At 66.6% G+C, this 22,484-nt stretch carries 22 protein-coding genes and 3 pseudogenes; 15 read left to right on the top strand and 10 right to left on the bottom strand.

Features of this window, described 5'->3' with window-relative positions:
• The 3 genes and pseudogenes from ABZ016_RS13245 to ABZ016_RS13235 form a co-directional block, all read left to right on the top strand.
• A complete protein-coding gene (locus tag ABZ016_RS13245; RefSeq protein ID WP_356916675.1) occupies window positions 1-651 on the top strand; it encodes a hypothetical protein in 651 nt (216 codons plus the stop codon).
• 590 nt (window positions 652-1,241) lie between these two features.
• Window positions 1,242-1,460: pseudogene (locus tag ABZ016_RS13240) on the top strand (ParA family protein); the annotation flags it as partial.
• A 33-nt stretch (window positions 1,461-1,493) separates the two neighbouring features.
• A pseudogene (locus ABZ016_RS13235) lies at window positions 1,494-1,598 on the top strand (AAA family ATPase); the annotation flags it as partial.
• Window positions 1,599-2,232: 634 nt separating this feature from the next.
• Here ABZ016_RS13235 and ABZ016_RS13230 read toward each other — a convergent pair.
• Complete coding sequence (locus ABZ016_RS13230; protein WP_356916674.1) at window positions 2,233-2,748, bottom strand: hypothetical protein; 516 nt, start codon at window positions 2,746-2,748, stop codon at window positions 2,233-2,235.
• 759 nt (window positions 2,749-3,507) lie between these two features.
• On the opposite strand from ABZ016_RS13230, the gene ABZ016_RS13225 reads away from it, so the two are divergent.
• Window positions 3,508-4,344 (top strand): hypothetical protein, encoded by an 837-nt coding sequence (locus tag ABZ016_RS13225; RefSeq protein ID WP_356916673.1) that lies wholly within the window; start codon window positions 3,508-3,510, stop codon window positions 4,342-4,344.
• Between the two features lie 617 nt (window positions 4,345-4,961).
• On the opposite strand, the gene ABZ016_RS13220 is transcribed toward ABZ016_RS13225, so the two are convergent.
• Window positions 4,962-5,840, bottom strand: coding sequence for a YwqG family protein (locus tag ABZ016_RS13220; protein ID WP_356916672.1), 879 nt, complete (start codon window positions 5,838-5,840; stop codon window positions 4,962-4,964).
• Between the two features lie 233 nt (window positions 5,841-6,073).
• Between ABZ016_RS13220 and ABZ016_RS13215 the strand changes: the two genes are divergently transcribed.
• Both ABZ016_RS13215 and ABZ016_RS13210 read left to right on the top strand, forming a co-directional pair.
• On the top strand, window positions 6,074-6,370 hold the full coding sequence (locus tag ABZ016_RS13215) for a DUF6368 family protein (protein ID WP_356916671.1): 297 nt from the start codon (window positions 6,074-6,076) through the stop codon (window positions 6,368-6,370).
• Window positions 6,370-6,609 carry a DUF6368 family protein gene (locus tag ABZ016_RS13210; RefSeq protein WP_356916670.1) on the top strand — a complete coding sequence of 80 codons (240 nt, stop codon included), beginning with the start codon at window positions 6,370-6,372 and terminating at the stop codon, window positions 6,607-6,609. The genes ABZ016_RS13215 and ABZ016_RS13210 overlap by 1 nt, the downstream gene beginning before the upstream one ends.
• A gap of 468 nt (window positions 6,610-7,077) precedes the next feature.
• Here the strand turns inward: ABZ016_RS13210 and ABZ016_RS13205 are convergent, their stop codons facing one another.
• Window positions 7,078-7,461, bottom strand: a complete 384-nt coding sequence (locus tag ABZ016_RS13205) for a hypothetical protein (RefSeq protein WP_356916669.1) — start codon at window positions 7,459-7,461, stop codon at window positions 7,078-7,080.
• 637 nt (window positions 7,462-8,098) lie between these two features.
• On the opposite strand from ABZ016_RS13205, the gene ABZ016_RS13200 reads away from it, so the two are divergent.
• Both ABZ016_RS13200 and ABZ016_RS13195 read left to right on the top strand, forming a co-directional pair.
• Entirely contained in the window at window positions 8,099-9,364 is a 1,266-nt protein-coding gene (locus tag ABZ016_RS13200) for a ParA family protein (RefSeq protein WP_356916668.1), read from the top strand.
• Window positions 9,361-10,572 carry a ParB/RepB/Spo0J family partition protein gene (locus tag ABZ016_RS13195; protein ID WP_356916667.1) on the top strand — a complete coding sequence of 404 codons (1,212 nt, stop codon included), beginning with the start codon at window positions 9,361-9,363 and terminating at the stop codon, window positions 10,570-10,572. The genes ABZ016_RS13200 and ABZ016_RS13195 overlap by 4 nt, the downstream gene beginning before the upstream one ends.
• Before the next feature lie 232 nt (window positions 10,573-10,804).
• Here the strand turns inward: ABZ016_RS13195 and ABZ016_RS13190 are convergent, their stop codons facing one another.
• The 3 genes from ABZ016_RS13190 to ABZ016_RS13180 all read right to left on the bottom strand — a co-directional run bounded on the left by ABZ016_RS13190 (window position 10,805) and on the right by ABZ016_RS13180 (window position 13,755).
• Window positions 10,805-11,260 carry a hypothetical protein gene (locus ABZ016_RS13190; RefSeq protein WP_356916666.1) on the bottom strand — a complete coding sequence of 152 codons (456 nt, stop codon included), beginning with the start codon at window positions 11,258-11,260 and terminating at the stop codon, window positions 10,805-10,807.
• 636 nt (window positions 11,261-11,896) lie between these two features.
• Window positions 11,897-13,552: a hypothetical protein gene (locus ABZ016_RS13185; RefSeq protein WP_356916665.1), complete on the bottom strand. Its 1,656-nt coding sequence runs from the start codon at window positions 13,550-13,552 to the stop codon at window positions 11,897-11,899.
• Window positions 13,549-13,755, bottom strand: coding sequence for a hypothetical protein (locus tag ABZ016_RS13180; RefSeq protein WP_356916664.1), 207 nt, complete (start codon window positions 13,753-13,755; stop codon window positions 13,549-13,551). Before ABZ016_RS13180 ends, ABZ016_RS13185 begins: the two co-directional genes overlap by 4 nt.
• Here ABZ016_RS13180 and ABZ016_RS13175 point away from each other — a divergent pair.
• The 3 genes from ABZ016_RS13175 (at window position 13,723) to ABZ016_RS13165 (ending at window position 16,521) form a co-directional block, all read left to right on the top strand.
• Window positions 13,723-14,061 carry a hypothetical protein gene (locus tag ABZ016_RS13175; RefSeq protein WP_356916663.1) on the top strand — a complete coding sequence of 113 codons (339 nt, stop codon included), beginning with the start codon at window positions 13,723-13,725 and terminating at the stop codon, window positions 14,059-14,061. The genes ABZ016_RS13180 and ABZ016_RS13175 overlap by 33 nt on opposite strands.
• Before the next feature lie 61 nt (window positions 14,062-14,122).
• A complete protein-coding gene (locus tag ABZ016_RS13170) occupies window positions 14,123-14,491 on the top strand; it encodes a VOC family protein (protein ID WP_356916662.1) in 369 nt (122 codons plus the stop codon).
• A 788-nt stretch (window positions 14,492-15,279) separates the two neighbouring features.
• The gene (locus ABZ016_RS13165; RefSeq protein ID WP_356916830.1) at window positions 15,280-16,521 is read left to right on the top strand and encodes an IS110 family transposase; all 1,242 of its coding nucleotides are present in this window, start codon (window positions 15,280-15,282) and stop codon (window positions 16,519-16,521) included.
• Window positions 16,522-16,542: 21 nt separating this feature from the next.
• Here ABZ016_RS13165 and ABZ016_RS13160 read toward each other — a convergent pair whose 3' ends face one another.
• Together ABZ016_RS13160 and ABZ016_RS13155 are read right to left on the bottom strand one after the other, a co-directional pair.
• Window positions 16,543-16,773 carry a hypothetical protein gene (locus tag ABZ016_RS13160; RefSeq protein ID WP_356916661.1) on the bottom strand — a complete coding sequence of 77 codons (231 nt, stop codon included), beginning with the start codon at window positions 16,771-16,773 and terminating at the stop codon, window positions 16,543-16,545.
• Window positions 16,774-16,857: 84 nt separating this feature from the next.
• A pseudogene (locus ABZ016_RS13155) lies at window positions 16,858-17,013 on the bottom strand (Ku protein); the annotation flags it as partial.
• A 172-nt stretch (window positions 17,014-17,185) separates the two neighbouring features.
• Between ABZ016_RS13155 and ABZ016_RS13150 the strand changes: the two are divergent.
• Genes ABZ016_RS13150 through ABZ016_RS13140 form a run of 3 tightly spaced genes read left to right on the top strand, consistent with a single transcriptional unit; the run spans window position 17,186 to window position 18,724 of the window.
• Entirely contained in the window at window positions 17,186-17,965 is a 780-nt protein-coding gene (locus tag ABZ016_RS13150; protein WP_356916838.1) for a hypothetical protein, read from the top strand.
• Window positions 17,907-18,299 carry a site-specific integrase gene (locus ABZ016_RS13145; RefSeq protein WP_356916660.1) on the top strand — a complete coding sequence of 131 codons (393 nt, stop codon included), beginning with the start codon at window positions 17,907-17,909 and terminating at the stop codon, window positions 18,297-18,299. Before ABZ016_RS13150 ends, ABZ016_RS13145 begins: the two co-directional genes overlap by 59 nt.
• Window positions 18,296-18,724, top strand: coding sequence for an ANTAR domain-containing protein (locus tag ABZ016_RS13140; RefSeq protein WP_356916659.1), 429 nt, complete (start codon window positions 18,296-18,298; stop codon window positions 18,722-18,724). Before ABZ016_RS13145 ends, ABZ016_RS13140 begins: the two co-directional genes overlap by 4 nt.
• Window positions 18,725-18,795: 71 nt before the next feature.
• Here the strand turns inward: ABZ016_RS13140 and ABZ016_RS13135 are convergent, their stop codons facing one another.
• Window positions 18,796-19,098, bottom strand: a complete 303-nt coding sequence (locus tag ABZ016_RS13135) for a hypothetical protein (protein WP_356916658.1) — start codon at window positions 19,096-19,098, stop codon at window positions 18,796-18,798.
• Window positions 19,099-19,396: 298 nt separating this feature from the next.
• On the opposite strand from ABZ016_RS13135, the gene ABZ016_RS13130 reads away from it, so the two are divergent.
• Window positions 19,397-20,536, top strand: coding sequence for a hypothetical protein (locus tag ABZ016_RS13130; RefSeq protein ID WP_356916657.1), 1,140 nt, complete (start codon window positions 19,397-19,399; stop codon window positions 20,534-20,536).
• A gap of 952 nt (window positions 20,537-21,488) precedes the next feature.
• On the opposite strand, the gene ABZ016_RS13125 is transcribed toward ABZ016_RS13130, so the two are convergent.
• Window positions 21,489-22,364 (bottom strand): aminoglycoside phosphotransferase family protein, encoded by an 876-nt coding sequence (locus tag ABZ016_RS13125; protein ID WP_356916829.1) that lies wholly within the window; start codon window positions 22,362-22,364, stop codon window positions 21,489-21,491.
• Window positions 22,365-22,484: the final 120 nt, after the last annotated feature.

The following is a 22,484-nucleotide window of genomic DNA, read 5'->3' as shown; positions in this document are numbered from 1 at the left end:
ATGGCGCAGCCACACCGGCACCTCGGAGTCGACATCGGGCTCAGCGGCCTGATCAAGTGGATCCGCTACCCTGCGGTCAACAGCGAGACCGCCGGCCTGGACGTCGTCACGAGCGCTGCCGACCAGTTTGACGGAGCGTTCGCCCACCAGCTTCTGCAGGACTGTCTCGTACTCCTGGAATCACCGCTGTCCAGCCAGGACATCGAGACCCTGTGGCTGGCAGGGACGTTCCGGGAATTCGACCTGCAGCGCCTCGGGATCGACGGCCGGGTGTGGCTGCGCCGGATCGCGGACATTTGCACCGACAGGATCCGACGCGACGACCCCTCCCCCAAACCCGCCGCTGCCGCGCCGGTGTTGGACGAAGCGATGAAGGAGGGAGTCGCCGCCGAGGTCAGGTCAATCGGTCCTGCCCTGGAACAGGCCACAACCCACCACGCCTACAGCCCGCTCGATGGTGTCGTCCCGGCCCTGCAACGGGCGGTGGACGTCGATCCGGACCTGGGGTTCCGACTGCTACTCCGGGCCCTGAAGGGGTACTTCGTGCCGATCAGCCAGGTTCGCTACGATCGTTACCTCGCGCTCGGGGACGAGCTCGGCCTCGGTGAGGATGTCGTCGACGACCGGGATTTCAACATCCTGGTGGACTGATGGCCCACAAAGAGAGCGAAGACCGTTGATCCGCCGCTGACAGGCGCACCTATAGGCCGGGCGCCCCTCGCAATGAGGGGCGCCCGCAGCGTTGTAAGGGACCGATTCCGAACAGCCCGCTGATCGGCTAGCGCCGGTGCACCACCTACCGCACCGCCGCCCCGGCAACCGCCATCGCGCTCCCCCACCCTGGCCAAGGAGCGCCCCGCCACCTGGGCACCCTGACGCACACGACCGAGTACGACGAAGACCCCGTACTCCCCGCGAACTTGCTGCCGGGGTTCGGGCCCTTGTGTGACAGGCCAGCTGCTACATCTGGCCGCCCCCGAGTGCGCGCAGCTCGCGTTGACCGTCTCCTATTACGCCGTAATAGGAGGAGACCTGACGACATCGTGGCGTACTACAGCTGTGGTGCGACGTCACGGGTGCAGGGTGCCGCACAGCACTGCAAGCGCGAGGCGTGGTCGCATGGGAGCTATTGCGCCGTAATAGCTCCCAGCTGGCGTGAGTGATCCCTGCCGGCCCAACAGGTAGTCAAACTGACCCGTCAACGACAGCGAAGGATCATGAACGTTAGTACGGCGTCCTCCATGAGTTCGCCAGCCACCTCCAGCGACCGCGAGAAGGTCGTCTCCAAACTGCCGGGATGGCTCCGGCAGAACCTCAAGATCCGATCCGTCCAGCACGGCATCGAGATCCAGGCCGCCATCGAACAGGGCATCATCGACTGGTGCAACCTGGCCGCCTCCCCTGCGCAAGTCGACACTGCCAGTGCGAGTTCCTTCTCCACCTTCCTCCCCCGTGGCCGGTGAGAAGAGTTCACGCGCACCGCCTTTGATGGGCTCGACCGGCTCACCTGCAACGGCACCTTCCTCGAGACCGGCGCTGACTCCTACCGCCTCGCCTCGACGCGAGGGCGGCCCGAGGAACGGGCGAAGGCTGGCTGACCGCTGCGGGCACCTACTCGTCGGTCCTCCGCCGTCCGGGCGGAGGACTGTCACAGCGGCCATGAGCGTCCCTGCAGATCGTTCCACTATGGGATGAGCCAATGCTTCGACGCAGTTTCAGAGGGTGAGGCCGGTGGGCCCATAGGTGCTGCAGAACTCGCAATCACAGCTGGTCAGGCAGTTTGCCTGGCAATGGGCCGTCGGCCAGTAGCGGGATGCACAGGGGCCTGGGTCGAGCAGTGTCTCGTCGCGGGACACCGTCCGGTCGCACCAGGTGCACCGGACGGCTGCAGGCACACCAGCCTCTTGCAGGCGCCGGGCCGCGACGATGGCCGTGTCGAGCGGGGCTTCGTCCAGAACTGCCGCAGGGGTGGTGCCCAGAAGAAGCTTGCTCCGCCACAGGCTCAGTCCGGTCACCGCTCCGACAGCCTGCAAGGCTCTCTGCCCCCCGCTCCCGGATTCGGTCGCCAGCACGGTGAACCCTGGCACCTCCATCGACACATCTCCTTCGGCGACGGGACAGCCGCCCTCAGTATGTCGATGGAGATAGCCCGCGGCCCATCAGTTTTCAGTGACCGCTCAGCTGTCGCGCATCGGCGCCTTCACGAAGCCCGGCCACCTTCGCATCAAATGGTCAGTGCAAGTTCTCAGGGGGAAGTAGATGCAGCCCCAACTTGACATACACGGCTTCCGGACGACGGCGTGACACCCGCCAAGCCAAGTCCTCGAAGTAACGCATGGGTTGACGCTGATGTTCTTGGCGCTCGAGATACACGTAAGGCGCCAGTACATTCCATGCCCGCAGCAGGCTTCCGCCGTAGGCGCCGGTGATCAGGGACTCATCGACCAGACCATGCGCGACCAGCTTGCCGAGGTCGTTGTAGAACAGGCCGACCCGTTGGATGTACCGCCTGCTCTCTTCTGGGAGTTGTTGATAGGCGACGGGCTGTGGGTGCTCGACTGCCAGCCGGTACAACACGTACTCGATGGCTTCGAGGTAATCATCAGCACGGGTGTCTCTGAACCCCTCCAGGATCATCGCCAACACTGTCGACTTCCGAGACGAGGTGAGCTGACTCCAGGCCAACCAGGCTGATGTGACCAGCGCGATCACTGAGACCAGCAACGTCACAATGTTCACGTCCACCATCCCCCGCTCTCTGTCGACTCGCAGTGACCGCACAGGGCACCGCGCGGCCCGCCAAGGACATACCCGCTGCCCAGTGTTACGGATGCTTCCGTGCTGCCCCGGCCTTCCCACGACGGAGGTCCGAGCGGTCGCGGTGGTTCTCTCATCACCGACATAAGAAGGGAGCTGGACAACATGGCGCTGTCCGCCTACGAGGTTGACGTCCTGATACAGGACACCGCCAACCCGGCCCCCGAGTTCCGCACGTCTTCGCCGGCCGACTCCCCCGCCACGGCCCTGCGTCGCGCGCGAGATGCACGACGCCGCGCTCGCCCTGCACACGGCCGGATTCAGATTCCCGCCCAGCGGCAAGGGCACGTGGACGGCGCGCGGGCTGCGACGCTGGGAGATCGACTGGTTCGCCGCGAAGAGCGCCCCAGGAAGCTGTCGCTGTGTGGCTCGCGAAGTGATTACGGCGTAATCACCCGTAGCTCAGGGCTGCCCTGCGTGCCGCACCCTGGACGGACGGTCCTGCGCAGAGTGATTACGCCGTAATCACTTCGATCACGGGTAGGGGCGGCTCAGTCGTGCCCGAGGCCGCTGCTTGGTCGGTCGGCGATCCGAAGACTCCGGCCAGCGGGATCCCTGGTGCACCAAAGCCATAGGGGCCGCTCACGCCGCTACCGGATAGGTGTGGGGTGCCCTCTCAGCGGATTCCCTCGCCCCGACGTCAGGTGATTCACATTCTGTGAATCACCCTGAACGGGCACACTGCAACGCATGGCAAGTCGCATCAGGAAGCCCAGCCCCCCGACAAAACCGCTGGTCAAGCAGCGCACTCAAGTCGGAAAGTTGGACGCCACAGCAGTCGTCGGGGAACTCCGGCAACTCCATGAGGATGCCGAAGACCCCAGCGTGGAACGCATGCCCGCCGACAACGAGACCTACAGCGCGCTCCTCTATGCCGAGAAGCACGCCAGCGCGCTGCGCCGCCTGCCACCCGAAAGGCAGCAGCAAGCTGCTCTCAAGCGTGTCCAGCTATGGCAGTACCTGCGCGAGCGGGCTGAGATCCACCAGGCTCGAGCAGTGGCCGATGCACGGGCAGCTGGTGCCGAGTGGCAGCAGCTGGCGCCCGCGCTCGCCGTCAACGCAGCCAATGCCGCCTACAACAAGGCCAAACGGCTAAAGGCTGCAGCCTGGATGGAAGATGCCCCTGGGGCAGAGCCTGTGCGGCGCACGCCCGAGGCGGTGGCGGCGACCGAACAACGGCTCAGCCGTGAAAGGGCAGCCGAACGGCGGGCACAGGAAGCTGCCCAGCGTCGGCATCAGTCACTGATGCCTGTAGCAGGCCGGCTGCTGGAACAGCGAAGTGGTCTCGTCCTCGATGAGGATGCTGAGTACTGGCTGGATGAGGTAGCCGAGGTGTTGTCCAGCTGTAGTACCCCCACCCAGATGGTCAGCCTCAGTCGCTATCTGAGTGCTGCAGTCCGTGCCCTGGGCAACGCAGAGAAGCGTCTAGCACTCCCCGCAGCCACCACCAACGAGGCACACCTCGCCCTATCCGCAGCAGTCGCGTTCCTGGAACAGCAATCCGTGCAGCGCCCGCCGTCCCAGTAGCGGAAGTCTGCGAGGAGGACTCCCCCACACCCGGCGGATAAGGGGAGCCTCGGCGCTTCTCCCGCCGGTTCGTGCAGGTGCCAGCGTCGGTGCCTTGTCAGGACCACCAGCAGACTCACGTGCGCTCGCTCCGCTGACGGCGTCGCCTCGCTGGCCCGTTCATCGGCGAACTGATTACGGCGTAATCACCCACAGTCCGGGGCGCCTCGCTGCCTGTCGTTAAGCGAAGTGCGGGGTTCGAGGTCATCAGCGTCTCCAACGGCATCCCACTGCCCCCGTGACCCCACGGGGCATCAGATCGACAAGGGAGAACTGTTATGCGGGACGACGTTGCCGCAGTGCCCACCGTGATTACGCCGTAATCACCGAGGCGCTTCGTCATGGGCCGCAGTACCCACAGCGGAGCGGCTCGGAGCGCCGACGGGCCACCTTCGCCTCGGCCATCGACGTGTGCCTTGGCCGACCCCTCCTTACAGGAGAAGCATCTGGTGCTCGCACGAGCCGGAGGCGCGTGCGGCTGCCCCCGATGGACCGGGGGCCCCTGCCCGATTCATGGCTCACCGCCTTGTACGAGCCGTCGAGGACATCCCCCGAATGCAAAAGGGGCCGGGCGGACATCAGCTGCATTGCCAGGTGAATATCGCCCGGTCAAAGCGCTGCTCGGCCAGGTCCTGCGGGTGGATAAGCCAGTACAACGCACCGCTGTCACCCCACATCATGCCCGCGGCATCCTCACTGTCGAACTGCGCCAGCAGCACCAACCTGCCCGCCTCGTCGGACAGCCGCGGATCCTCCCAGGACACTGGCCCCTCCAGCACAGCTTCTGCGATCTCGATTTCCACAGGGTTCTGTACGGAGTGCGCATGTCCGCCGACCTGATGGCCGACCGTGTCATCGAACTCCCATAGCGCCTCGAGGAACTCCTGAGTGCATACGGGGTGGTCGTACCTCTGCCCGAGCGGGGCACCTGGCGCGAAGGTTCCTCGGATCGAGGGATGCCAGGGATCAGCCGCCGTCATCTCCACCCGCGCTGTCAGAGGAACCAGAGGATACGGCCTGAGTTCCCCCGGTGTTTCCCTCTCCCGTAGGCCTTCGTCTGCCTGTACATAGAGCAGGCGAGCGCCGGGCCAGCTGTCCCGGTCCTCTGCCAGCACGAGAGCGTCGCCGTCATCAAGCTGCCCGTCGAAGTAGAAGAACAGCAGTGTCCCCGTCTCTGGCAGGTCAATGTTCAGAGTATGGGCGGGAAGAGCCGCACAATCGATCGAAGCAACGAACGAGAGCGGCCCGTGTCCTTCCCAGACTGGCCAGCGCGTACCGGTTGGCAGCTTCGGCTGACCACCGAGTTGACCGACCACGCTGTCTGAGCCTGTGGCTATGCCCAGTCGTATAGACGGCCGCAACAGCCCCAGCCACTGTTCGGCGATGTTGGGAGGCAGGTGCTGCAAGGCGAGGGAACGCAGAGCTTCGGCAGAACCATGAGTCATGAGCTTGATCATGCACGGCGCCACTGACAGCTCCCCGCTCACCGTGCGTTCTCGAGCCTCACACGGTCGTGGAGCATGCAATGAGGTTCGGCAGGCGGGCGCATCTGCAGTGCCGGGCCGGCCGTGCTCACCACCAGTGCTCTGACCGCATAGGTGCGCAGGGTTGGCGGCGGCAGCGCTTGGGCGGGCTGCTTGGTGTGGGAACAGTTTGAGCGATCGCTGATCCGATCAAACTAGGCTCCCGCATGTCTGGTCCGACGTTGGTGATCGAGTTGGCGCAGCCGCTCTCCTCGGCAGCGTTGCGGGACTTCCGCGTATTGCTAGTGGGCCTGTCCTCTCACTGTGCCGAGAAGTGGCCCGGGTTCTTCGACGTCGACCTGCTCGCAGAGTGGCTGGCCGTCGAGGACAAGCGAGAGGAGGACTGGCGAAGGCCGTCCCCGCTGTCAATTGTCGGCAACACGTCCGCGGACGAGGAGCTCACGGCCCTGGTGGGTTCAGTCCGCAGCGCGAGGACTGGCGTCGGCCCTTCCTGGTCCACCTGATGGGGCCGGGTATCGGCGATGAGAGCCTCTTCGAGGCTGAGCACGCGGACGAGCCCGAGGTGGAGGCCATCTTCGGCTTCAGGCCGACCCATGCCGTCAATGTCAGCGCCTGCTGCAATCTCGAGATCGATCATCTTGCCACGGCCCTTCTGACCGCCGCTGTCATGGACATCATCGGGGGCGCGGTCAAGGCCGAGCTGCTGGACCGGGCAGGCGTCGGTTGTGGCTGGCCTTCCTAGGGTGTTGGGGATCGCGGACGAGGCGTGCATGGCGCTTGGACCTGTGGAGTTCTTGCGGGCCCGAGTCGGGCACCCCGCCTTCCGGCTGGTCAAGTAGCACAGACAGATCCGAGGCGGAGGTGGCTCTGTGAGCTGAAACGTTCGCCAGGTGCCTTATCGGGCGGCGAGAGCGGGTCGGCCGCCCCAGCGGATGCCGTTTCGCTGCGGATGCGGGCGAGTTCCTTGAGTTGGGAAGCAGGACGTCGCGGTGGCGGGCGTTGACGGAATCGTCACCACGACCCTGACGAACCCATGCGATCAAGCGCTAGCTAGAACGCACGCCGCAAACGCCCGGCCGACAGAGCAGAGCCCCCATCTCTGCGAGGGCCGACGGCACAAGGATCCTGGCGTCTCCGGCGCCACCGCTTCTTCCTCGACGTCTCTACCGGGTCGCGGGGGCGTCCGCATTGCGCCGAACAAGCCTTGGAGTCAGCCGGACCCGGCGTCGCGGAACTGTTGGAGTAGCTCCTGGGCGGCAGCGCTGTCCGGATCGAAGCTGTGAAGCGCCTCGTGTCCGGCCGGGACGCCTGGTCCCCACAGGCGTACTCCATGACAGTCGAAGCAGAAGGCCAGGTGCAACAGCAGGTCGGTCGTCGCACTGCGAGCCCGGATGCCCCAGCCCGGGATGAAGCAGCGCTGCAGCTCGCTGCCCGGAAGGTCTCGGATGAGAGATAGGACCTGGCCAGTCCGGGGTGCCTCCCAGGTGGCGACCTCCTCACCGGTCAAATCCTCCGAAGTGATGTGCCGTATCGGGTCGACGATGCGGACAACCTCGATCAGCTCGGTCTTCTCATGGGCGATAGGAAGCAGCATGTATAGAGGATCAAGGATCCCGCCTCCTCGTACTAGAGGGCGAGGGTGAGCGCACCTCATCCCGGCGCCACAGGGCGGCGACTTCTACGACCCTATCTACGCGCCCGCCGCACCACCGTCCTTGCAGCTGCGAGAGGGGCGTCAGTGGGTGTCCGGCCTGCAGGCGGTTGGCACGCGAGGTGACCGTCCCGAGGATGCTGTTGCCCGGGCCGGGCTGTGGGCTCTGCCAGCCGAGCCTGCTGCAGTCTCCGACACCACGATGCATTGCTCGCTGCCCGAGCGGGCAGTGACCGGCGCGGGTCGATTCGTGTGAGGGGGAGGGCGCGGCTTGCCCGGCATGGGCACCCAGCGCTGAACGACACGGGCCGTCCAACAGTGGGGGAGTACGGGCAGCCTTGGCGCGGCAGCCACAGGCGAGATTCGGACGTGACACAACTGCGTCCACTGCTGCCGTGTCCTGCTTCCTGTCGGACTCCTCGGACAGAGTGATTACGGCGTAATCACTCGGCGGGGGATGGCAGTCGGAGGAAGGTGGTCACGGTGTAATCGGCCGGGGGAGTAGGTGAACCCTCATCAACTTGGTCCAACTAACGTTTCAATGCTGCAGTTGATCACGAGCGTTAGTATGGTGTCCTTCATGAGTTCGCCAGCCACCTCCAGCGACCGCGAGAAGGTCGTCTCCAAGCTGCCGGGATGGCTCCGGCAGAACCTCAAAATCAGAGCCGCCCAGCACGGCATCGAGATCCAGGCCGCAGTCGAACAGGGCATCACCGACTGGTGCAGCCTTGCCTCCACCCCCGCCCCCGTCGACACCGCAAGCGCCGATTCCTTCTCCACCTGGCTGCCTCCCGGGCAGTGGGAGGAGTTCCGGCGGATCACAGCCGACCGGCGGGTCTCCCTCATCCAGGGCCTGGCCCAATCCGTCCAGTTGTGGCTCGACACCAATCCCGCCCCAGACATCGAGCGCCCCGCGATCACCCGCCGTTTCGTCGTCTGCAATCAGAAGGGGGGAGTCGGCAAGACCGCTGTCACCGCCGGACTAGGTGAGGCACTGGCCGAAGACCCCAACAAGCTGCACCCGGTACGCGTCGCCAAGGCACTCACCAAGGCACTGCGCGCGAGCGAGGTGCACAACGACGAATCCGAATCCGGAAGCGACCCACTCGATATCGAGAACTTGCCCGGCCTCGGGCTGCGCGTGCTTCTCGTCGACTTCGACCCGCAGTGCCACCTCACCAACCAGCTAGGCGGCAGCCCGCTGCCGTTGAACGGCGACAGCCTCACCAACCACATGGCCGGCGACGCCAAGGGCGACCTGCGCGACCTCATCGTCTCCGTCGACGACGACACCTTCGGCGGCCGCCTCCACCTCCTGCCCGCCTGCAACGACGCCTTCCTCCTCGACGTACGCCTGTCCGCCGTACGGGCCCGGGAAGCCGCGCTCGAGCGGGCCCTCGCCCCCCTCGAAGCCGATTACGACGTAATCATCGTCGACTGCCCGCCCAGCCTCGGCCTCAGCATGGACGCCGCCGCCTACTACGGACGCCGGCGCGACGGCGAAAAACCCGGACAATCCGGAGCCCTCATCGTCGTCCAAGCCGAGGACAGCTCCGCCGACGCCTACGAACTCCTCACCACCCAGATCGACGACCTGCGCGGAGACCTCCAAGTCGACATCGACTACCTGGGCATCGTCGTCAACCTCTACGACTCCCGCCGCGGATACATCGCGACCTCATCCCTCCAGGGATGGGTGGACATAAAGGATCCACGGGTCGTGGGACTCATCGGCGACCTCAAAGAACAGAAAGAAGCAGTCCGCGTGAAGAAACCCCTGCTGTCCTACGCCCCCAAGTCACAGCAGGCTGTCGGCATGCGCGCCCTGGCAAGGGAGGTCTCGTGAGCAAGGCCGATCAGCTGGGCTCCGGCCGATTCGGTGGAGGAGTGCGCACAGTCAGCGCACGCCGCCAGGCCGTCGCTGCCGCCACGGGCGTCCCGACCGAGGGCATCGCCGCCCCCACAGAACTCCCTGTGCATCGGATTAGCCTCAACCCGGACAACCCCCGCTCCACTCTCGGGGACCTCACCGACCTCAAGGGCAGTCTGAAGACTCACGGCCAGAAGCAAGCCGTCACGGTCATGAACCGCGACGCCTACGTCAAAGCCAACCCGGAACGCGAAGCCGACCTTGAGCCGGACACCACCCACGTCGTCGTGGACGGCAGCACCCGCCTCGCCGCCGCCCGTGAGGCCGGCCTTGAAACGCTCAAGGTCATGGTCAGCGACGACCAAGGCTCCACGCCCGAAGAGCTCCTCGAGTCCGCCCTGGTCGCCAACATCCACCGCCAGGACCTCGAAGAACTCGACGAAGCCCGGGCCCTCCAGCGTCTCCTGGACATTCACGGCAGCCAGCGAGCCCTCGCCAAACGCCTCCACCGCTCCCAAGGCTGGATCTCCCAGCGCTTGGCACTTCTCAAACTGAGTCCAGAACTCCAAGCCCGCATCGGCCAGGAGCCCATCGACTTGCTGCGCGCGGTCGGCAACAAGCCGGCCGAACAGCAGGAAGCCGCTCTGGAAGAGCTCAAAGCGGAGCGGGCACGCAAGGAGGAAACGGCACACGTAGCGAAACGCGGCACGCAGCAACGAACAGCTGACACTGACGAGGACGACGCCAAGAGCCCACCTGCGGGTGATTACGGCGCAATCACCACGCAAGTTGGCTCACCACCGGCCCGCAGCACAGAAGCAGAGGCAGCACACACCTCAAGTGGCTCGCTGTCCGCAGACAACCAGTCCGCCGGGAGGCCGATGCGAAACGCCACCAGGCCTCCAGCCCAACGTCAGGCCTCGCAGAAAACAGCCGATCCTTCCGGCGCTACCGACCGAGCTGAAATTGCCTCGGACGGAACGGACCAGGACAACGCTAAACAGCCGCGCAAGCTGCCCTACGATGACGCCTTCTATGTCGTCCAACACCTGCACCTGAAGATGGCGACAGCCGACTTCGTGAAGGGCGCGCGGCTGTGGATGGCGGTCCTGCGCGAGAAGCATCCTGAGGAGTACCAGGCGCTGCTGCTCGAACTCAGTCAGCAAAAGCAACAGTCAGCCTGACTCGTGCGGTGCTTGCCACTCCCTCGTTGAGGACGGCCCCACCGGACAACAAGAAGGCCCGGCTTCCCACGTTCATGGTGGAACCGGGCCTTCAGGCTGTCGCCCTCCACGTCGTCGCACCGCTCTGAACCAGCGGGCCCGGCCCCTCGAGAGCGCCCGCAGCTCAGCCCAAGTCGGCGGCTACGGGTGGCTGATAGGGGAGGGCTAGCCTGATGTTGGTGACGATCTCCTTTCAACGGAGGTGTGGTTGTTGGTACACCAGGACTGGAACGTTGGGAGCAAAGGAATCGACTGCGGCTTGGAGGCGATGGGGGTCGAGACGCCAGAAGTTGATGGGCCGGCTCGCGCGGAGAAGCTCGTACTCGACGTGGGGCGCGGTGCGAGCTGCCTGTGCGGGAGTCATCTTGCGGTTCGCCCCTGGCAGCTCCGGGGCTCCCGCCCGACGGTGGACGCCGACGTAGTTCATTGAGGGGCCAGCCATGCGCTGCTGCCACACGACCACCGATGTGATGTCCTCCCACGGCACGAACGCCGTCTGAGCTCTATAGCGGGCTGGCGCACCGCCGAGCAGAATGCCCGTGCTATCGACGCAGAACGCGACCAGACGCTTCCAGCCCACCCCAGCGAGGAGTTGGAAGGGCGTGCGGGTGAAGTACGCCTTATAGACGGCGGGATGTGGATCAGCCATCGTCAGAGACTAACGGGATGGCCCCGCCCGTCCTGCCGCCCCTGCCGGCTGGTTCGCGAACTCAACCGCGCCTCGAGGCGGGGAGGCGTTCCCGCTCTTGGGCGGCCGACTCCGCACCCCGGTCGCCTCGTGCGCGGACTTCCACAATTCCGACCACGGCGCTGCCGGGACGCCGTGCGCAGTGTCGTTCTGCTGTGCTTCGCCTGCCGCAACGCGGTCACCACCGGCCGCGACCTGCCCCGCATCGCTTGCCTCCACCAGGCGCTGGAGTCGCTGCGCTCGACGGTGGCACCCCACCCGGGTGTGGCCCGCGGGCTGGGCAGCCCACACCGCCCGGATCAGCGACACCCTGACCCCTTACACCACCACCGACAGCAGGCCCCGCCTCGTCGCCGCCGCGAGCGAGCCGGACCGGGAGCTGATCCACGCCAGGCTGGAGCGGAGGCCCGGCCCGCGAGCACCTTGCAGCCCGAACCGACCGGACCCGGAGTGATCGCCCGGCGCCCGACGCGTTCGTGCTCACTCTCACCCGACTGCGGCCCGGCTTCGACCCGGTGCAACTGCCGCGCCTCGGCGACCCGGCCTGGCGGCTGGCGCTGATGAGCGTGAGGTTCGCTGTCATCAATACCGGATGCGTCACCCCCGGGCTACGACTACCGTGCTCCACACGCGTGGCAGCTGACCGTCCCGGCGCGCGATGTCTCGCAGGGCCTTCTGCGCCGTTCGTACGGCCTCGTCCTTCTCGGGTCGGTCGAGGATGTGCCGCAGACGGACGAGGGCCTGGCGCGGGTAGTGCTCGGCGAACTCACCTTGGCAGACCAGGGCGACGACGGTTGCGACGGCTTGCGTAGTCTCCTGCGCAGAGTCCAGTAGGAGGCCCCTGACTCCGGCTCCCAGCGTGTCCGACTCCGCGGCGACGGTCAGGAAGCGGGCGATGAGCGCGCGGTGCTCGGGACTGTCGGCCCCGTTGTCGATCCAGGCGTGGACTTTCTGCACGACCCGAATATCGTTCTCGGCCACGGCCAGTTCGACCAAGAGGTCGCTGATGTCAGCCAGCCGGTCGGCACCCGCATCCTTCGGGGAGGTGACGGTGTCCAGCCACTTCAGCAGGTGCGGGTGGATGTCGGCACGTTGCTGCCACAGGTGGAGCAGAACGGCACGGGCGTATCCGGGCTTGTGGTCCAGTGACACGGTCCGCCCGGTGACCTCTGCGCCCATCGCCATCAGTCGGCTGGTCAGATCCGGTCCGGTCAGGATCGTGCGGACGTCCGCCTTCGGCGTTTCACCCAGCAGTGCCCGGGCACCGTCCTGCACCGTCAGCGCGTCCTTGCCGTTGAGGAAGAGAGCGGAGATCAGCAGGGCGCGGTCATCGGGATTCTCCTCGGTCGCCGCGAAGACGTCCCGCACGTCGGTGCGCCACTCCTGGAAGGCGCTCAAGGCATTCTTGAGCCCTTCCGGGGAGTCTTCCGCGGCGGCAAGCTTGGCGGCCAGGTCGACCGCGTCAGCTGGTCGGCTGCCATCGGTTAACTGCTGCGCGGCTTTGCCGGCCAGGCCCGTGTCGGACGGAGTGCCAGCCAGCCACTGCAGGCGGTCCGGTTGACGGTGGACGTACTCCAGATGCATCCTCGCCACGCGACGCGCGGACGGCCGGGCCGTGGCGCGCACGACGGCGCCCGCGACCGCCCCCGACACCGCCTCGGGCCAGCCGTGTTCGTCGGCGATCACGACGAGGAACGAGCCCGAGAACCTCAGCTTCTCCGCGTACGCCAAGAGTTGCTGCGCGACAGAGCCCCGATTCTGCCAGGCGCTGATCTCCGCGGCCACGTCCAGCAGGTAGCCCGTGCCCGGTTCGTCAGGCAGCTCTGCGACGTCCGGGGAGCCGGGCTTCTCCCAGTCGGGCACGATCTCCTGGAGCTCGAGGGACTGCCCCTGGGACACCTCCCACAATGCCTTGATTCCGGCAGTTCGCTTGCCGTATCCAGGCGGGCCCGCGACGACTGCCAGACGAGGCCCATCCCCGGTGAGACGGGCGACTGCCTCCTCCGCCGTCCGCACGTGCTGGTCGCGCGCATCCAGATCCACCCACGCCCGTTGTACGACGTCGAGCTCGGCCTGCGGGATGTGGGCCACCGGCCCCTGAGGCTTGTCCTTCATCGAGATGGAGCCGGCGGCAATGATGATCTTCGAGTTCTGGTTGCCGCCCACCCTTACCTGGAAGCCGGGTGTCGGCGGGGCGACGGGTGGGGGAGGCGGCGGTGGTGCGACGGGCCTCGGGAAAGTCTCCTCGCTCACCGGCTCTGCTCCGGGGAGCGGTAGTGGAAGCCGCCTGAGGCGTTGATGTCACCAGCGGAGATGACGACCTGGCTGTTGGTGTTGTGGTGCACGCTGGTCTGCGCCCCCTCACCGTCGCCCGCACCCTTGATCTCGTCGACCAGGTCCTGAAGCTCCGGCGCAGCGTCCGGATGCTTCTGCAGAAAAGCCGCCAGCTGGATCATCAGCTCGTTCACGGTCGACCGACTCAGACCGCCTGGACCGAGGAGCAGCAGACCTCGTGGGAGACCGCGTGGCGGGCCTGGCGCGACCTCGCCGGCGACGTCCAGGTCGCGGTCACGGATCACACGAAGGCGCAGGGCACACCACGCCACCAAGTCGAGGCCGATGCCAACCGGAAACTGGAAGCAGAACTCGCCGAGCTGCGGCCGCTGAAGAAGAAGGCCCGCGCCCTGGAAGCCGACTTGGCGGCCGCCCGCACGAGCCTGCGGCAGATGATCCGCGACACCAACCAGGGCGGCAAGGCATAAGGAGCCCGGGTGCTGCAGAAAATGGATCGTCAAGGCGGACCAGGGCTCCTACCGTTCCGCCATGCAGATCGTCGTGACGCTGGATTGTGTCGACACCGAAGCGCAAGCGAACTTCTGGCTCGCAGCGCTCGCCCCGCTGGACTACCGGCGCGGATTCCACGGACCCCCTTACCTGAGCCTGGTCGGGCAGACTCCAGCACCAACTCTCCTCCTGCAGCACGTCCCAGAACCCAAGCAGGGGAAGAACCGCATGCACCTTGACCTGGACTTCGGGACCGCAGACCTGACCTCCGAGGCCAACCGTCTCGAACGACTCGGCGCCGAGCGGCTCTCTGAAGAAATGAGCGAACACGGCTTTCGCTGGATCGTCCTTGCCGACCCGGAGGGCAACGAGTTCTGCGTCTTCAATCCCCCGCGCTCACGCCCGTGACCTTGCCTCCCTCGCCAGCATGACAAGCACAGAGCTTCGGCACCGACCGCAACCGCACCTCACAGATCAACGCAGTGGCCCCGCCTTCGGCGGGGCCACTGCCACAACCAATCCACCTCGACGCAGAGTTGACGCTCCAGGTTGACCTTCCACACCTCACGTCCCTCACCACACGACACCCTGCTGACCAGCAAGTATCAGAGCGAGATCTAGATAAGCCCGCTCGGCGCCAGGTAGTAGCCCTCGCCGATCTTCAGAGGGTCGACGGAGTCCAGCGGCACGAACGCGACGATCTCGATCGCCTAATCCGTAGTTGTGAGCGTTCCGCAGGAGCGGGTGCTTCTCAGAGCGTTCGAGTACCAGACCGTGACATCCAAGTGCAGCCGGGCCGTCGAGGCCTCAACGTAGATCGGTGCGCGGTCGTGGTGCTGGTGGTGGCGGTCACGTGCGTCAGGCGCATGCCTTTCGATCGCCCGGCGTCGACGCCTATGCAAAGAGTGGTGGCGTCTGACGTTCGTGGCCGCCACCACCATGCCTTGGCTATGACTCAGAGAAGCCCGGGCTTTGGTCACTCGTTGACGTTAGTGGTGCGAGCCCGCCCCATGGCGACCTCTCGATATGCCCGAGCCCACCGAGCTCCTGTGCAGACCGAGGCCCGTGGGGTGCGCTGGTGCCACGAACGGCTAGTGAGGTGGCGGACCGGCCCTCGTGCCGAGTCCTGGGATTAGGTCGCTGCGTGGCCCGCATGCGCTCGTGACCAGCGTAAATGCCGAACTCTGGGGAGGGGAATCTTGATCTACTGCGGAATCGACTGGGCGGAACGGACCCACGACGTCGCCCTGGTCGATGACACCGGCCAACTGCTCGCCAAGCGGCACATCACCGACGATGCGGACGGCTACAAGATCCTGCTGGAGCTGCTCGCCGAGTACGGCGACACCGCCGAGAACCCTATTCCGGTCGCGATCGAAACCTCCCGCGGCCTGCTGGTTGCTGTGCTGCGGACCGGCAAGCGGCAGGTCTTCGCGATCAACCCGATGGCCGCCGCTCGCTACCGCGACCGGCACAGCGTCTCTCGCAGGAAGTCGGACCCCGGCGACGCCCTGGTCCTGGCCAACATCCTCCGCACTGACATGCACGCCCACCGGCAACTGCCCGACGACAGCGACCTCGGCCGCGCGATCTCCGTCCTGGCCCGCGCTCAGCAGGACTCGCTATGGAACAGGCAGCAGCTCGCCAACCAGCTCCAGTCCTTGTTGCGTGAGTACTATCCCTCCGCCCCGGCCGCCTTCGCCGCTTGGACCAACGGTCTGTGTCGTCCCGAGGCCCGGGAACTCCTCAAGGCTGCCCCGACCCCGGCTCGGGCCGCACGACTGACCCGCCCCCAGATCCAGGCCGCGCTCAAGCGAGCCGGCCGCCAGCGCGGCATCGACGCCGAGGCCGACCGCCTCCGCGAGGTCTTTCGGGGCGAATGGCCCCACCAGCCGCCGCTGGTCGAGGATGCTCTCGGCAAGCAGATGCTCGCCCTGCTCATCCAGTTGGAGGCGGCCTGCGCCGCTGCCGACAACCTCGCCGAAGCGGTAGAAGAGGCTTTCCCCCAGCACCCGGACGCCGAGATCCTGCTGAGCTTCCCCGGGCTCGGTATCCAGCTCGCCGCCCGAATCCTGGCCGAGATCGGGGACGACAGAACTCGGTTCGCCGACGCCCGCGGCCTCAAGGCATACGCAGGCTCGTCTCCCATCACCCGCGCCTCGGGCAAGAAGTCCGCCATCACCAGGCGATGGGTGAAGAACGACCGGCTCAACCACGCCGGCTACCTGTGGGCCTTCTCCGCGCTCCGCCACTCGCCAGGAGCCGGAGCCCACTACCGACGCCGACGCGAACAAGGCGACTGGCACGCCGCCGCCCAGCGCAACCTCTTCAACCGCATGATCGGCCAGCTCTACCACTGCCTCCAGCACCGGCGACTCTTCGACGAGCGCCTGGTTTTTCCGGCTTCACCCGAAGCGACAGAAGCCGCTGCTGCATAGTTCGGCCGACTGGGCCGCAGCTCACTCAGGGATGACCAGCCCGCGGTCACGCAGCTGAGGCAGACAGATCTTCAGGCAGGCCTCCACCGAGGCCGCATCAGTGCGCACAAGCAGGTCCTCATGGAAGGGGCCGCCGTTCGCGACGAAAGTCCACGGCCTGACGCCATCACGCATGCGCTCCGCATCCGCCTTGAACAGCACCGTGACGCCCTGCTCCGCCAGTGCCTCCATCACGCGCACCACGTCGACCATCGTTCACCCCCACCCGTTCGAATAGGCAGGTCACGCTACAGGGGCTGAAGGCAACCGACTTGACGGCATAGCAACGTGAGGTGTCTTCGCCGTCGGCAGCGGCAGGTCCTGAAGCTCCTTATCGCTGATCGGGATGACCTGCTCCTTGGTCAGCTGGTAGCCCTTGCCGATCTCGCTCTGGTCGACCTCACGGTCCTCGATCTCGCAGTATTTGCGCACCCGCACCCGGCCCATGTTCTCGGGGGGTTTCAGGACTGTGGTGTGACGTCGTACGGCACCTCCTCGTGGGGGCCGTAGGACAGGTTCTCCGGGGGTGTGGCTCTGCGGTGGATCGTTGCGATCGACTCGTGGACTAGGGGTACAAGTGCGTGCATTTCCTGTTCGGCTGCCTTCGGGCCTCCGGTACTGGACCGTGGTAGATGACGATCTTGAGGTCGTCGAGGACGCTGACCACTTCCTGCGGGAGATTCGGCTGGGGCGAGGGCGGGCGGAGCTGACGACGAAGGCGTACGCCGAGGGTCTCGTCTTGTTCTTGCGCTGGTGCGTGAGCACGGGGCGTGACTGGCGTACGGCGGCTCGCGAGATGGGGCTGTTCATCCTCTGGCTGAGGTGGACCGGCAACGGCGGGCAGCGCCAGGTCGTGGTGCCCGGGCCCGGGACCAAGCCAGTCCGCGGGGACACCCGGATCAACAAAGTGCTCACAGCCGTGCGGATGTTCCTGGTCCACGCGGTCACCAACAAGGCCGTGCCGGCCTCGGTGCTGGAGCAGATCTACGAACTGAGCGACGACCACGACCTGCCCCTGGCGGCCCGCGGTGAGAGCGGTGCGATGCGCCACCGCCTGCGAGCCCACCATCGGCTCCAGGAGCCCGAGACCGAGGTCGACCGAGCCAGCGACGAGGAGGTCATTGCGCTGTTCCTCGCCTGCCGCTCAGCGCGCGACCGGCTGATCATGCTCCTGCTGTCCCGGGTCGGACTGCGTCCAGCGCAGGTCGCTGGCCTTCGTCGCCGTGATCCTCACCTGCTGTTGGACTCCTCGGTCACTGGGCTGCAACGTCGAAGGCGCCCACGTGCATGTCGTCCGGCGTCAGAACGAGAACAACGCGTGGTCGAAGTCGAAGAAGTCGTGGGTGATGCCCGTGGACTTCCTGGTCGTGCAGGCATTCGACCAGTACGCGCTGGAACGGCATGAGCGTCTGGGGTCCGACGGCGGCGACTTTCTACTCGTCAACCTCTTCCGTCACCCTCTGGGTGCGCCGGTCTCTGCGGACGCAACAGGGGAGTTGTGCGAGTCGTTGTCTCGGCGGGCGGGACTGGACCGCAGGGTGGGACCGCGGATGTGCCGGCACGCGATGGCCAGCAACGTCGTCGACGCCGGCGGCAAGTTGGACGAGGTGCAGATGCTCCTGGGGCACAAGCACCCCGAATCCGCGCGCCCCTACTTGCATCCGGCGGCATCACGGCTGCGTGATGCAGTCAATCGCGTTCCCTCGCCGCGAGAGCTGGGCGGGGAGGGCGCCCGATGACGATTACCGCTGCTCCGCTCCAGCCCGCAGGGCGCTTGGAGGAGGACGAGGACGACGGGACCGCAAAATTGCGGGCCGCGGTGGATCAGGAAATTCTACACACGCAGCGGCCCGAGAACCGTGGCGCCTCGGGTATCGGCTTGGAGCAGGAGAACGCCCAGCTACGCCAGGCGGTCGGCTCTCATGCGACGGTCGACCAGGCCATCGGTGTCCTCATCGCGGTCCACCGGATCCCGCCTTCGGCTGGGTTCGAGGTGCTGCGCGCATTTTCCCAGCAGACCAACATCAAGCTGTACTCGGTGGCCGAGTCGGTGATCGGCTGGGCACGGGGGGAGCCACTGTCCGGGCCGGCGGTGGGCAAGGCTCTGGACGTGGCCGTGCAGCGGCGCTCGTACGGAGCGCACGACTCGAATCAGCCCGGGTAGCGGTCAGGCGGCCATGGCCTGTTCGGTGGTGGGGTGGCAAAGGCCGTGCCCGCCTCGGTGCTGGAGCAAATCTACGACTGAGCGACGACCACGACCTGCCCCTGGCGGCTCGCGGTGAGAGCGGTGCGATGCGCCACCGCCTGCCTCGAGGCGCTCCGCCGCCAGCTCGCCGTCCACACCCGCCGCCTGACCGACACCGGCGCCTTCATCCCCACTCCTGCTCCCGCCAGCACACAGGCCGCCCACTCCGACCGCGACTCCGACGCCGCCAGCTCGGCCCGGCCCGTCGGCTGCTGTGCCTCTACCTCGCCCAGCACACGGTCGAAGACATCCGATGCGTGGCCCAGACCCGCCACCGCCGCCGCTGCACCCACCCCGTCCTCGCCCCCACCGCACCGGGCGGCTGCTGCCCACCGGACCCCATCGCGGGCAACTGGTTCTGCCCGACGTCCTGATGGCCGTAGGGATGTCGCACCGGGCGTTGATGCGCGAGCACGGAGTGGGATTCCGCACGGTGAAGCCGCGTTGGAGTCGGCCTTCTCGCAGGGGCATCGTCGCGCCTCAGAGCCCGGAGAAAGTCCGAAAAATCCACCACGCGACGCGGAGGGAGCCCGGCATTCCGGCTTAAGGTACGGCGTCATGGACACCTCACGCAGAACCATCCTCCGGGGCATGGCAGCGACGCCGATAGCCGCGATGGCGGGCGGATTACTCGTGCCGGAGACGGCCGTAGCCGCTCCGGCGAAACCCAACCTGGCACTGACATACGATCCGTCCAAGACCGCGACCCACGTACGCGGAATCCGCTGGCTCAACATGAGGCGCGGCAGGCTCAACGCGACGACCTTGCCCTTACCCCGCGTGGGCAGTTGGGAGTTCCGCCGGGTGCCGGCGAAGATTCCCGACTGGCCGCAGGACACACCCCTCCCTGTCGTGGCCTATGGCTGGTCCCCGAACGACCGCGACGCCAACGATGAGGCCAGGCGCTGGTGGCCCCAGGGCATCACGACCTACTACGACGCGACCGGCCGGGACGGCACGCGCATGATGGTCTCCTGGTACAACGAGGACGATCCCAAGGGTGCACGCGTGGCCCTCATCGACCGCGGGGCCGGGCGCTACCACTACATCAAGCTGGTGGAAACCAAGCCGAGTGGCCGCGGTTACACCTTCGGAGTGATCAAGGGCCTGCACGCGGGTGGCCTAGCCTGGTACCGCAACCGGCTGTATGTCACGGACAGCAAGCAGAGCGCCCTGCTGGTGTTCAACACCGACGACATTTTCCGGACCGGCGACTCCCAAGCCCCGTGGGCGCTGCCCCTGAGCCGCACCTACACGTCAAACAACCCGGGTGCCCTCAGGTTCTCCCAGGTTGCGGTGGACCGCACCTCCCTGGCGTCCCCGTTCCGCCGAACCACCCTCATCGTGAACGGATGGGAGACGGACGGCGTTTCGCAGAGCATCGGTCGGTGGAGCTTCGCCTACGGCCCCAGCGGATCGCTGATCACCGAAGGCAACACCGCCACAGCGGCCGACGTCTACACCATCCACCGGGGAACCGGCATCCCCGAAGGCCGCGGGGTTCAGGGAGCAGTCACCGTCAACAACACCATGTACCTCTCCGTCAGCGTGGGGAACGACGACGGCTACCTCAGCACCGCACTGCTCGGAGCAAACCAGGAGGGGACAGCCAAGGAGATGTGGCGGGTCTCCCGCGGACCGGAAGACCTCAGCTACGACGGCCGCAACGGATGGATGTGGGGCCTCGGCGAGCATCCCGGATTCCGCAACGTCTACGCGATGAAAGTGTGACACCCCCAGTTCCAGGGCCCTGGCGGGCTGGCACCGCACGAGAGGCGGGGGTGGCCGATTCCGATGCTGCCTGACCTGAGCTGAACGCTGCACGAGCCAGGTGGCTCGACATCGGCGGACTGAAGGTCGGCCGCATGGCGATCTCACCATCACCGCCCCTCGGTGCCGCCCCTCGCACGGGGCTGGGGCCTGAGTGGTCGGCAGGGGGAACTGAAGATCCCCATCAGGGGGGGCCAGTCCCCCAAACTGTTCCACTGATCCACCCCAGAGCGACTCGCCCCGGCTGTCCAGACCCGCGGGGGCAGCGGAAATGCTAGGACGGAACTCCGATTCCCTGTCGGGCACCACCCTGCCGATCGGAACACCCCCGAGTCGGCAGGGAAGACACGACGTCGATCTCGACATGGGACGGGGGATCCCGACCACCCCGTCCGCATCCTGGCCGCCGTGGGGGTCTCCCCGCGACGCGGAGGTGAGTCGTCTCCGGGCCCGGCAGCGGCGCCGCCCGCCCGCGGTCCTGGTGCAAACGACCGGGCGTCCCTTGCGAGCCAGGCTTGCCACCGTAGATGTGGGGAGGTAGCGGCCAGCGTTTCGTTCGACGCTCCTCGCGCCGAAGAGGGGTCCGTGCTGGATGGGTCCGGCGCGGACCCCTCGGGCGCAGCCTGCCACGCGCGTCACCCCTGCGCCCAGTGGAGGCCGAGCTGGGCGAGCTGCTGGAGTCGTTCGGGGGTCCCCGACCACCAGGCACGTCACCACCCCCCGTCGAACCCGTGAAAGCGGCTGGCAAGCCCAAACCCATACGCATCCGGCGAATGCAGCCACAGACGATCCGCCTGGCCCTCGCCGCCGTACGCGAAGCAGGGTGTCCTGGAGCGACCTGGCCGGACGCACGACACGTGGCTGACGAGAGCCGAGGTCGCTCTGACCGGCAGGAACTGCTATTTGCGTGGGATCAGCGAGACAGGGAGAGTAGTTCGTCGATCGCCGGTTCTGGACCGTCATAGGTGAGGTGCGCGATGGCTGCCATTGGCGCGATCACTCGGCACCAGGCATACAACCGGTCCCCATCGAGCCCGCACGCGGTCGCCACCTGCTGGCAACGTGCCTCGACGCCCTCTTGTCCGGCGCCGGCCACCACATAGTCGACGGCGTCGAAGCATGGGTCGCCCACGCATGCCTTCGGGTCGATCGCGATCAGACCGCGCGACGGGCCGCCGTCCAGGACGTTGCCGAGGTGCAGATCGCCGTGCAGCAACACGAGCCTGGCCTGACTGTCCAGCAACGTCTCACAGCGCCGTATCGCCCGCTGCCACGAGGCCTGGTCGATCCGTGCGCCGATGGCCGGCTCGGACAGCCGTCGGCCGATCCGGACGAAGGCCTCGTCAAACCGACCGCGCAGATCCAGTGGCCAGTGCGCGGGTGGGGCCACGGCGTGCAGCGCGGCAAGCAACTCTCCCCACTGCTGCGGCAAGGACGTCTGCGGCATGTCCTCGGCCTCGGTGCCGGGCAGGACCTCCTCCAACACCATCGCCCCGGCCTCCGCGTCGGCAGACAATACGGCCGGCACCCGACCCGACGGCGCGAACAAGCGCAGCATCTCCACCTGCTTGGACAACAGCGCCCGATCCGCACTGAGCTTGAGAACCGCCGGCGTTCCGTCAGGCCATTGACAGCGCCAGACGACAGAGGAGGCTCCACTCGCGAACAGCTCACCGAGCACGAAACCCCACCGCGCAGCCAGCCGCGCAGCGAGATCCGGAACCTCAGCGAGCCAACCCTCTGCCTCGGGACCGAACCGACCTACCAACCGAGCGCGGACCTCTTCCATATTCACCCCGGCAGCTTGCACCCCAAACTGCCGCCACGCACACGCATATCGACAGAAACGGATCTGGTCGGCCAGGCCGTCCGAACTGACGCGATATCGCCGTCAAGGAGAGCGGAGTCA

The organism is Streptomyces sp. NPDC006372 (assembly GCF_040612515.1).
In the GTDB taxonomy this organism is placed as follows: domain Bacteria; phylum Actinomycetota; class Actinomycetes; order Streptomycetales; family Streptomycetaceae; genus Streptomyces.
Note: the sequence above shows the minus strand (reverse complement) of the source record. Positions and strands in the feature narration are given on the sequence as shown.